General features: G+C 53.1%; 9 protein-coding genes. 1 reads left to right on the forward strand and 8 read right to left on the reverse strand.

The genetic code is table 11. From position 1 onward, the window contains the following. Positions 1–252 precede the first annotated feature (252 nt). The 4 genes from hydE to KTH89_RS14975 all read right to left on the reverse strand — a co-directional run bounded on the left by hydE (position 253) and on the right by KTH89_RS14975 (position 4294). Positions 253–1317, reverse strand: a complete 1065-nt coding sequence (gene hydE, locus KTH89_RS14960; protein ID WP_158348581.1) for a [FeFe] hydrogenase H-cluster radical SAM maturase HydE — start codon at positions 1315–1317, stop codon at positions 253–255. Positions 1318–1321: 4 nt separating this feature from the next. After that, complete coding sequence (gene hydF, locus KTH89_RS14965; protein ID WP_238722243.1) at positions 1322–2566, reverse strand: [FeFe] hydrogenase H-cluster maturation GTPase HydF; 1245 nt, start codon at positions 2564–2566, stop codon at positions 1322–1324. A 68-nt stretch (positions 2567–2634) separates the two neighbouring features. Next, on the reverse strand, positions 2635–4038 hold the full coding sequence (hydG, locus tag KTH89_RS14970; protein ID WP_158348582.1) for a [FeFe] hydrogenase H-cluster radical SAM maturase HydG: 1404 nt from the start codon (positions 4036–4038) through the stop codon (positions 2635–2637). Between the two features lie 4 nt (positions 4039–4042). Beyond that, positions 4043–4294 carry a TM1266 family iron-only hydrogenase system putative regulator gene (locus tag KTH89_RS14975; protein WP_158348583.1) on the reverse strand — a complete coding sequence of 84 codons (252 nt, stop codon included), beginning with the start codon at positions 4292–4294 and terminating at the stop codon, positions 4043–4045. 336 nt (positions 4295–4630) lie between these two features. Between KTH89_RS14975 and arcC the strand changes: the two genes are divergently transcribed. Continuing rightward, positions 4631–5569, forward strand: a complete 939-nt coding sequence (gene arcC, locus KTH89_RS14980) for a carbamate kinase (RefSeq protein WP_158348584.1) — start codon at positions 4631–4633, stop codon at positions 5567–5569. Between the two features lie 198 nt (positions 5570–5767). On the opposite strand, the gene KTH89_RS14985 is transcribed toward arcC, so the two are convergent. Genes KTH89_RS14985 through KTH89_RS15000 form a run of 4 tightly spaced genes read right to left on the reverse strand, consistent with a single transcriptional unit; the run spans position 5768 to position 11493 of the window. Beyond that, positions 5768–6733 (reverse strand): glycyl-radical enzyme activating protein, encoded by a 966-nt coding sequence (locus KTH89_RS14985; protein WP_158348585.1) that lies wholly within the window; start codon positions 6731–6733, stop codon positions 5768–5770. Then, positions 6720–8990: a pyruvate formate lyase family protein gene (locus tag KTH89_RS14990; protein WP_158348586.1), complete on the reverse strand. Its 2271-nt coding sequence runs from the start codon at positions 8988–8990 to the stop codon at positions 6720–6722. Before KTH89_RS14990 ends, KTH89_RS14985 begins: the two co-directional genes overlap by 14 nt. Before the next feature lie 33 nt (positions 8991–9023). Next, on the reverse strand, positions 9024–9989 hold the full coding sequence (locus tag KTH89_RS14995; protein ID WP_238722244.1) for an ABC transporter permease: 966 nt from the start codon (positions 9987–9989) through the stop codon (positions 9024–9026). A 1-nt stretch (position 9990) separates the two neighbouring features. Continuing rightward, positions 9991–11493, reverse strand: a complete 1503-nt coding sequence (locus KTH89_RS15000; RefSeq protein ID WP_158348588.1) for a sugar ABC transporter ATP-binding protein — start codon at positions 11491–11493, stop codon at positions 9991–9993. Between the last annotated feature and the right edge of the window lie 20 nt (positions 11494–11513).

Below are 11513 nucleotides of genomic sequence, written 5' to 3' on the forward strand. Positions count from 1 at the left end.
GAACCGGGAACACATCACGTGTTCCTGGTGAATAGGCTCGGTTCCTGAACCCGGCTTTTCGATTTCACTTAGCGTATTCCAGCGCAAGCCCTCCGCGCTTCCAGGGAGATACAAAAGACCCCGGCCACCCCGGAACGTCCCCGTATACCGCCCGCTGTTCCAAGCCCTAAGCAGCGGGCATGTGAAGTCCTGGGGAAGAGCGCTAAGTGAGTGCGGCAGCCCTGTCCCAAGCCGAAATGGACATGTCCCCCATTAACCTATATAGTCTCCACGCGACATATCCATGATATATCCGCTTTTTTCCAGCGCCAGGCGGTTTTTCTCCAGGGATTCCGCCGCTTCCGTGCCAAAGCTTGCCTTGTTGTCATAGAGGAGATAGGCCCCCCTGACATCTTCCGGTGACAGGTTGGGCATGATCACATTGGCTCCCGCGTCCAGCGCTTTCTCCCGGCCTTCCGTGGACAGCGTGGCTAAGGCCGTGGTGGCGGGAATCAGGGCATGGGGCAGGAGAAGCCTCGCTAAGGCTACCATCAGGACTGTCATGCTGAGCGGGTCCTGAACCTCGGTGGCCATGGAAGGATCGGATGCGAAGTCCGCGAAGGGGGACTCGTGATGGGGTAAAAACGGCCCGATCCCTACCATTTGAGGATTCAGTTCGGTAAGATAGATAAGATCTGCGGCCAGATGTTCCAAGGTCTGGCAGGGAGAGCCCACCATGAAGCCCGCGCCGGTCTGGAAACCGATCTCCTTTAGGGCAGCCAGGCACCGCATCCGGTGTTCAAGGCTCAATTCCGGCGGATGAAGCCTGGCATAGTGCCCCGGGGTGGCCGTCTCATGCCGGAGAAGATACCGGTCGGCGCCGGCTTCATAGAGAAGGCGGTAGGATTCGCGGGACCGCTCGCCCAGCGACAGGGTGACGGCGCAGCCGGGGTGTTCCGCTTTGATTGAACGGATTATTTCGCATAGACGCCGGTCCGTATACCAGGGATCTTCTCCTCCCTGCAGTACGAAGGTGGAAAATCCCAGAGAAGCTCCGGTCCGGCAGCAGTCCAGGATCTGTTCCGGAGTCAGCCGGTAGCGCAGCGCGTTTCTGTTCGCCGATCTTATGCCGCAGTAGTAACAGTTGTTTTTACAGTAGCTCGAGATCTCGATCAGCCCGCGCAGATACACCCGATGCCCGTAGATTCGGTCTCTGGTTTCACCGGCCAGCCTTTTGATATCGTCATGATATTCTTCATCGCGGATCAGCCCCAGCAGCGCCTCCCGTGTGGGCATCTGTACGATTCTTTGAATAGTCTGTTCTCTGGTCGATCGCATCTTTTTATTCCTCTTCTTGTATCTCGTCTTCTATCTCTTCCCGGAAAGGTTTCAAAGCCCTGGGCAGAATGCCCATTACATGCGCGATGAGCATCCCATAGTTTGTCATGGGAACATTCTGCTCCCGGGCTGTCTGCATCCGGTAGCGCATTTCCCTTTGATTCAGCATACAGGCCCCGCAATGGATTATCATTGCGTAACCGGTCAGATCCTCCGGGAACCCGGTGCCGGAGGCCCAGGCGAATTCCAGGCCGTCCCCTGCCTTTTCCCGCAGCCACCGCGGGATCTTCACGGTTCCGATGTCATCGGACTGTCTGTGATGGGTGCATCCTTCCACGATCAATACTTTATCTCCCGCTTTCAGGCGGTCCGCCGCCAGCGCCCCCTTGACCATAGGCTTAAGTTCCCCTTTCTGCCGGGCGAACAGGATGGAAAACGAGGTGAGAAGGATATCTTCCGGCGTTTGCGCGCTGACCTGCCGGAATGCCTGTGAATCCGTGATGACGATGGACGGCTTTACCGCCAGGCTGTCCAGGGTCTCCTTGAGACGGTTCTCTTTGGTCACAGCCATCATGGCGTCTGCGTCCAGAATTGCCCGGATCGTCTGCTGCTGGGGCAGTATCATCCTTCCTTTGGGAGCGGCGCTGTCAATGGGAGTGACCAGCAACGCCAGATCACCCGGCCTGACAACCCCTTCCAGCAGAGGGGGCTCTTCTTTTACCGTGGAGGCCGCCTGTATGACCGCCTCTTTAATCCGGCCGATGAAGTCCGGCCGGTAAGCAGATCCGGTAATGTAGGAAATCTGTTCCGATTCCAGCAATTTTATCAAACCGGCGGACGGTTTTGCCGCGTCGCATTTGTTAATCACCGCCAGGCAGGGCAGAGATCGCAGCCGGATCTCCTTCAGGAAGTCGAAAAGCTCACGATCCGGCTCTTCCTGCGCATCCAGAACCACCAGCGCAAAATCCGTCTTTCGCAGCACCTGCCTGGTCTTTTTGATCCTGAGCGCCCCCAGCTCCCCGATATCGTCAAACCCCGCTGTATCGATGAATACGACCGGGCCGACGGGCAGCAGCTCCATGGATTTATATACCGGGTCCGTGGTGGTTCCCGCCACATCGGAAACGACGGAAATCTCCTGTTTCGTCAACCCGTTCATCAGAGTAGACTTTCCGGCGTTTCGTTTTCCGAATATGGCAATATGATAGCGGTTCCCCATAGGGGTCTGGTTCATGTCGTTTGTTGTCATTCGGGGGCTCCTTTCCTTATTCTAACTTTCTCTTAAAAGGCTCCCGGGATTCCCCGGGAACCGTTCGTTTACAGAAACAGGTCTCTTTCTCCGCCCTTGATTTTCTCAATATTTCCGGCAACCAGGGTGCGTACTTTCTCATTATCAATCTTCGGAAGCTTGCTGGCGACCAGCCGGTCCACCTTCCTTTTGAACTCATCCGAACCGTAATCACAGGCGTATTCGGTCAGAGTCATAAGGGCGTTGGGCAGACAGACGTTTTTGATATTTCCGGATTTTGCCAGGGACATGAACCGGTCGCCGGTTCTTCCGCTGCGATAGCAGGCCGTGCAGAAGCTGGGAACCACATCTTCCTCCATCAGCCAATCCACCACGTCTTCGTTGGTCCGGCTGTCGGAAAGTATGAACTGCGGTTCATTGCGCTCCCTGGCGCTATAGCCGCCCACATCCACGCTGGAACCGCCGCTGATCTGGGAGATTCCGATCTTGATCAGCTCTTTTCTCATCTCCATGGTTTCGCGGGTAGAAATAATCATTCCCGTAAACGGCACCGCAAGCCGCACGATGGCCACCAGTTTTTTAAATTTCTCATCGTCTACGCCGTGATCCATGGCTGTCGGATCTGTGCCTTCCGCCGGACGGATTCTGGGGGATGAGATGGTGTGGAAACCGACGCCGAACTTCTTCTCCAGATGTTCATTGTGCAGCATCAGTCCCATAACTTCAAAGTTCGGGTCATCATGCAGGCCGTAGAGCACACCGCCGCCCACGTCATCGATCCCCGCCTCCATGGCGCGGTCAAAAGCAGTCGTGTGATACCAGTAATTGCTCTTGGGACCATGGGGATGCATCTTCTCGTAAGTCTCCTTGCAGTAAGTCTCCTGGAACAGAATATAAGTGCCGATTCCCGCCTCTTTCAACATCCGGAATTCTTCGACGGAGGTGGAAGCGATATTGACGTTGACCCGGCGGATTTCCCCGTCCGTCTTCATATCGTAGATCGTCTTGATGCAGTCCAGTATATATTCGATCGGACAGTTTACCGGATCCTCTCCCGCCTCCAGGGCCAGCCGCTTGTGTCCCATTTTTTCCAGGATACGCACCTCTTCCCTTACCTCATCCATGGTCAGTTTCTTCCGGTTATATTTGTGATGGCAGTTAAATCCGCAGTATGTACAGCCATTGATACAATAATCGCTCAGATAAAGCGGCGCGAACATCACGATACGGTCGCCGTAGATATGTTCCTTGATCTTTCCGGCAATCTGAAAGATCCGTTCCAGATGAACCGGATTCTCATTGGTCAAAAGAGCCGCCACCTCCAGATGGGTCAGGCCCTCAAAGCGGTCCGCCTTGTCCAGTATCCTTTCGATCTCCTCATCGCTTGCCGCCTTGGATTTTTCCAGGGTCTCCCGGATATAATCTCCGTTAATAAATTCCTCTTCGGGTACGAAACCATCATGATTTAACATTCCCCTATACCTCCTTCTGTGATATCGCTGTCTTCACAAACACGTGCGGCAGCCGTCCTAATTTACCTGTCAGAGCGTTGATCTGGTCCATTTCGGCCATAACCGTAATCGACACGGCGGCTATTCCCTCCTGATCAAAGGGAATGCCCATCCGGCCCCTCACGATACCATGAAACTCCGACACCACCTTGTTGAAATCCTTCTGGCTGACTCCCGGTTCTTCCAGGATCGCACAGATCACTGCGATTTTCCTCATTCACGTCCCTCCTTCCGGCTGTATTGGGGAACCAAAAAGCCCTTCTATCATTCCTGATAAAAGGGCGCAAAATACCTTTAAAACCTACCTCTTCCGGGCGCCGGCAGGCACGCCGTCAGATTCCGGCATTCTATAATCGTCCCCTTGTGAATCAGAAAATTCTTTTTCATCAGGTTGGCTTCATTATAGCAGGTAATCCCGCTTTATACAACCAAAAACGGGAAAGACCGCCACATATTTTTTCGTGGTTTTAAGCCCATGTATTGCAATTTCCGGCGTCAACCGATATAATTTAACGTAAGTATTCAGAGAATAAATATAAGGAAGGTACGGAATATGAACAAGAAGAAAGCCGTCGTGGCATTGGGACATAAAGCATTGGGGATTACCTTGCCGGAACAGAAAATAGCGGCTCACGAGGCCGCTGCATCCATCGCGGATCTGATTGAAGACGGATATCAGCTGGTGATCTCCCACAGCAACGCGCCGCAGGTAGGTATGATACACACCGCTATGAATGAATTTGCCGGCCGCCACCCGGAGTTTACCGCCGCTCCCATGTCTGTGTGTTCTGCCATGAGCCAGGGATATATCGGATATGACTTACAGAATTCCATCCGGGAAGAACTTTTGAACCGTGGAATCTATAAAACCGTCAGCACGGTCCTGACTCAGGTCAAGGTGGATCCGTATGACGAGGCGTTCTATAACCCCGAGAAAAAAGTGGGCCGTTACATGGATCAGGAGGAAGCGGAGCTGGAAGAAAAAAAGGGGAACTATGTGACGGAGGTTCCCGATAAAGGGTACCAGCGGATCGTGGCCGCTCCGAAACCCAGAGACATCATCGAGATCGACGCCATCAAAGCCCTTCTGGATGCCGGACAGGTTGTCATCGCTGCCGGCGGCGGCGGTATCCCTGTGCTGGCCCAGCGCCATCACTTAAAAGGCGCCAGCGCAGTGATTGAGAAAGACGCCGTATGCGCGCTGACAGCAGAGCTGATCGATGCGGACGAGCTGATCATCCTGACCGCCGTTGAGAAAGTGGCATTGAATTATGGAAAGGAAAATGAACAGTGGCTGGATGTGATGACTACCACCGAAGCCAGAAAATATATGGAAGAGGGACATTTTGCCGCCGGTTCCATGCTACCGAAGATCGAGGCGGCAGTGGAATTTGTGGAAGGACGCGAGGGACGCAGCGCCCTGATTACGATTCTGGAAAAAGCTGTGGACGGTCTGAACGGTAAGACCGGCACAAGAATTGTAAAAGGATAACAATATAACCGCCGGTCACTTCGGGATTTTGTCTGGAGACGGACTGATTTCACTCAGATCTGTCTGCAGTTTTCAGTCAAAATTCCGATGCAGCCGGCGGTTTTTATCTTACATGGTATTTATCTTACACGGTATTCATCTTACGCAGTACTCTTATTACGCGGTATACCCCCTGCGCAGTTTTCATCACACGCGTTTCTAATCTTTGGCAGTCAAGCCGGAGAGAACCGCTTTCTCTCCCACATATTTCCGGGCAATCTGCAGGAATCGGTTGGCGTTATCCTCCGTCATCAGAGGGGTATCCCGATAGTCCCATTCCAGATGCATTTTCCGGTATTTGTCTTTGCACACGTTGTTAAAGGCGCACAGTTCCCACCGTTCGATTCCCTTAAGCACTTCCCCTTTCAAAAACTTGCCTATTTTCTCTATATTTTCTTCCGTGGCCGTAGCTCCCGGAATCAGAGGAGTCCGGATCCATATTTTCTTGTCCGGGTCTCCGCCGGCCTTCTGGATGAGCCAGATCAGATTGTTCAGGATCAGCTGGTTGCTCATTCCCGTATACCGGATATGCTCATTTTTATCCATCAGTTTGATATCATAGAGAAAGGTATCCACATAGGGGTAGACCGATTCATAGGCTTCCCGCAGTCCCAGGCCGCAGGTATCTAACGCCGTATTCTGTCCGGCCTCTTTTATTTTCTTTAAAAATTCGGTCACAAACCGGTATTGCAGGATCGGCTCGCCCCCGGACACGGTCACTCCGCCCTCGAAATCTTCAAAAAACATGGAATCCTTCAAAGCTTCCGCAGCCAGACTGTCCACATCCCAATAAGTTCCAACCACCTTCAGCGCGCCGGGCGGGCATTTTTCCGCACACTGGTAACATTCCTGGCACCAATCACGCCGGATCTGAATTCCCTCTTCGTCGGCCTGTACGGCTCCGAACTGACAGGTATTCACACAGGTGCGGCATCCGATACATTCTCTTTCGGTCCACTGGAGCGCTGGATGAGGGTCGATGCTCTCCGGATTATGGCACCAGGCGCAGTGTAACGGACAGCCTTTCAGGAAAACCGTGGTGCGCATTCCCGGCCCGTCATGGGTGGTCCCTCTGTGGAAATCAAATACCAGCCCGCAGTCCTTCTTGTAATCAGATGGCTTCATAGTTAATCCTCGTCACGAATTCTTTCTGGAATTCCCGGTCCATCACCACAAAGTGGGCGCTGTAGCCGGTCACCTTGACCACGATATCCGAATATTCGGGATTTGTCGGATCATCGATGGCTTTCTTTAACTGATCCAGGTCGATGACATTAAAATTGATCTGGACTCCGCCGTTCTTCATGTAGGCCCTGGAGAATTTCTCGATATAACTCCCCTTCTGCTCCTTCCCGTCGAAAAACTTGGGCTGCAGTTCAATCTGCAGGGAACCTCCCTGATATTTGCGGAAGGGTACCTTCAGCAGGGACTTTGCGGTAGCCGTTATACCGTTATGATTGCGTCCATGCATCGGGTTACAGCCATGGGCGATCGGTTCTTCCGCCAGACGGCCGTCAGGGGTCGCGCCGATGATGGGGCCTGCGTAGGTGTGTCCCATATACTGGAACAGAGACGCCCGGAAATGGAAGCCTTTGATGTTGTGCTGACGCTCCAGGGTTTCCCGTATATTCGTGGCCACCCGCTGATAGATCTCATCTACGTGATCCTCGTCATTGCCGAACTTCTCCTGCTTGAGCATGATCTGGCGGAATATCTCCTGGCCCTTCCAGTTGTTGGCTATCGCCTCGTTTAACTGGGCCATCGTATAGAGTTTATCCTCGAAAATCACCTTTTTTATGGCATAGATGGAGTCCACCACATTGGGAACCGCCAGCACGTTGACCGAAGTATAAGCATTGCGGGCCCCTCCGATGTCTGTAATATCCAGTCCTTTGTCTATCGTGTCCTTCATGCACAGGGTGGTTACCATCTCCGGCCATACCCTGGCCTGCCATTTATAGACCCGGTTCTTGAATTCCGCCAGCGCCTCCGCCGTCCGTTCCACTTCCTCCTCGTAGATGGAGAAGAAGGTTTCGAATTCGCCGCATGCTTCCTCCTCGGCTCTTTTCATCGCCCGCTGCATGGGCGCAGTCAGCACAAAGGAATTCAGATCATGATCGCTGTATTCACTACCCACGGAGCAATACCACTGGCATCCGCTGTAGGACACATTCCAGGCATCCTCATACCGGTAACCGCTGTACAGCTCCGAGTCTCTTAGCACGTCATAGTTCACAAGCGTGGGCACTCCGCAGCCATGCCGTGTCACCACATCGCAGGCATAATGGTAATAGCTCTCGTCCATATCCGGGTGCCACATAACCCCCAGATGGTTATAACCGCCCACCATATCATAGGCCTCAAGCCCCAGCCAGCTGATTTCGTTGGTGGCATCCTTGCCCTTGATATCTCTGCCCCCGAAGGAAAAATAGTTGCCGCCGTATTTTAAATACAGCTCCGCTAAAAGCTCCCTGGCCTCTTCCCTGGTGATGATCCCTTTCTCCAGATCCTTCCGGTAAAAATCGATCAGCAGCTGATCCAGTCGTCCATAGCCGTTGCCATGGCCGTTGATCCTCTCCACCACCTCATAGACCTGAATCCACTGGACCGCCTGTTCAAAGGTCTTCGGCTTGCCGGATGCAATCTGGCGCATATTGGCGGCCACTTCCAGATAAAGCTTTTTCTGCTGCGGTTCGCTCTCCTCCGCGGCCAGTTTCTCCGCCTGATCGGCGTGGCGTCCGATAAAACGCATGATCGCCTCCACTACCATCACTTGGGCATTCAGATACTCCACACGGGTTTCGTTGCCGTACGTCTTCCATTTTTCCAGACTGGCTTTTACGTCTTTTAGAAGTCCGGCCCAGCCTTTTTTCAAGCCGATGCTTAAGTCCGGACAGGTGTGCGCCAGGCTCGTGCCACCGGCTCCCAGCTGGCGCAGCTCAAAGCCCAGTTCCGTAACCTCCTCCGGATAGACGAATTTTCTTGCCTCATCCAGCTGCCAGTGGAATTCGGACACGATTCTCTCATCGGGATATACCTCCGCCGGACTGTGATCCAGAAAAAAAGCGTAGTCCCTGGCCCAGTTCGTTACCGAATACTCAAATCCGTCCACCTTCGACGGCATCTCATCTGCATAAGGAAACGGCACTCCCGTATCTACCCGGCAGTTGTGGTCTCCCAGGTTGATCCTCTCATCATCTGACAGGGCCATCTCCCCGGTTGCCGGCGAAAAGCCCGCACTGTGCCCTGACCAGTGATATACGAGGAACTCCGGGTTGTCTACATATACATTCCTTTTCCCGCTCTTGGAAAGGTCCGTACTTCTCTTCCAGAGCCTTTCCACCCGTTCACTGACCTGAAACGCGGATTTATTTTCCAACATGTCTAATATCCTCCTTATTCTGTCATTCTGTTCTCAAGACTGTCTCAGTCTCCGGATGCAATCCATGGCAACCGCTATGATAATAACGGAGCCGATCACCACCATCTGGAGATAGGAAGAGACTCCCAGCAGGTTCATCCCGTTTCGGATGCACTGCATAACCAGGACTCCGATCAGAGTTCCCCATATATTTCCTTTCCCGCCGGCCATGGATATTCCGCCGATGGCGGCCGCCGCGATCGCGTCCGTCTCATACCCGGAAGCTACCAGCCCGGAGGTTCCGTTCATTCTGCCGGCGATAATAATACCGGCGATGGCGCAGAGTACGCCGCTTAACGTATAGATACCACATTTGATCATTTTCACTTTGATTCCGGACAGGCGGGAGGCAACTACATTTCCGCCGATGGAATAGGTATACAGTCCGAATTTCGTGTGTTTAAAGATGAACCAGGAGATCAGATAGAGTAAAAACACGGTAATAACGGCAATCGGAATGATCCCGATATATTTTTGCCCGAGAAAATTAATGCTGTCCGGCAGGCCGTAGATCGCCTGCGCATTGGTCCACTCATAGGCCAGCCCCCGGAAGATAGTCATGGTACCTAACGTCACTACAAACGGCGGCATATCTAAAAGAGAGATCAGCAGGCCGTTTATGAGGCCGCACAGGCAGCCGATCAGCAGGCACGCCAGAATCCCCAGCGCTCCGTTTAATCCTCTGTTCACTACCAGTTCGCCCATCATAGCGGAAGAAAGGGCCACGATAGCGCCGACAGACAGATCGATACCGCCGGAAATGATAACAAACGTCTCACAGATCGCCAGGACGCCGATGACCGACGCCTGTAAGCAGATGTTAATCAGATTCTTGGCGGAAAAGAAGTTTTCCGATACGATACTCAAAATAAGGATCATAATCAGCAGACCCGCGCCGGCCGTCAGCTGACTGGAATTGTTATGTATGAACGTATTGACCTTATCATTCTTGATCTTCATTTCAAATCCCTCCTGATGCCAGGCGCAGCACTTTTTCCTGGCTGGCTTCTTCATGGCTTAATTCACCGGTGATTCTTCCCTCGTGCATCACCAGTATTCTGTCCGACATGGCAAGCAGCTCCGGCAGCTCGGATGAAATCATAATGATTCCGACGCCCCGGGAGATCAACTGGTTCATGAGCTGATACACCTCGACCTTGGCTCCCACATCGATGCCGCGGGTCGGCTCGTCAAAGATTACGATACGGGAATCCGACGCCAGCCATTTGGCCAGCACGACCTTCTGCTGGTTTCCGCCGCTTAGATTTCCCACCATCTGATTGATGGATGGGGTCACGATTCGCAGGTTATCCTTTAACCCCTCCGGAATTGACGTCCGCTTTCTGCGTCCAATCACTCCGCATCTGCTGATCTTATCCACACTGGCCATGATAATATTATCCTTTATCGACATGCCCAGATTCAGCCCTTCTACCTTCCGGTCTTCCGGCGCGAGTCCGATTCCCAGGCGGATGGCGTCCTTGGGCTGGCGTATCAGCGCCTTTTTTCCGAACACGGTGATCTCCCCGCTGTCGATGGGATCTGCTCCAAAGATCGCCTTTACGGCCTCTGTTCGCCCGGCGCCCACTAATCCGCCGATTCCCAGGATCTCTCCCGCATGAAGAGTCAGGTTTATATCCTTTAATACATTTTTCCGGTTCAGATGTTCCACCCGGAGAATCTCTTCACCGATGGCAACATTTATTTTGGGAAATTTGTTGGTGATCTCACGCCCAACCATCAGTTTGACCAGATAGTCGGTATCTAACTTTCCTTTCTCCACCTGGATGGTATCCACATAAGCCCCGTCACGCATGACGGTTACCCGGTCCCCGATCCGGTTGATCTCTTCCAGCCGGTGGGAGATAAATATAATGGCAACGCCGCGCTTCGTCAGCGTCTCCACCACCTGGAACAGACGGTCGATCTCCTGGTTCGTGAGCACGGCCGTCGGTTCATCCAGGATCAAAATCTTACAATCCGTAGCAATCGCCTTGGCGATCTCCACCATCTGCTGGGCGGCAACTCCCAAGTTTTTGATCGGTATCCTGGGATTTAACTTGGCTCCGATCGTCTCCAGGTATTCTTCACTCTTCCGGTACATCTCCCGGCTGTTCAGCTTGATAGTCTTCCCCACCATCAGCTCTTTGCCTAGGAAAATATTCTTAGCCGCGTCCAGTTCGGGAATCAGATTGAATTCCTGGTAGACGGCGCTGATCCCCAGCTTCTGCGCGTGCAGAGGGCTGTCGAACCGGACCGGCTTGCCTTCCAGAAAGATCTCTCCCTCATCCGGGATATACGCGCCGGTAATCGTCTTGATCAATGTGGATTTCCCCGCCCCGTTTTCACCCAGCAGCACATGCACTTCTCCCCTGTGCAGGGTGAGCTGAACCTTATCAAGGGCCAGAACTCCGGGAAATCTTTTGGTTATGTTCTTCATTTCTAATACAACCGCATCGTTCATCGTCCCACCGTCCTGATTTT

The sequence above is a fragment of the Diplocloster agilis genome, assembly GCF_019042275.1.
GTDB lineage: Bacteria > Bacillota > Clostridia > Lachnospirales > Lachnospiraceae > Diplocloster > Diplocloster agilis.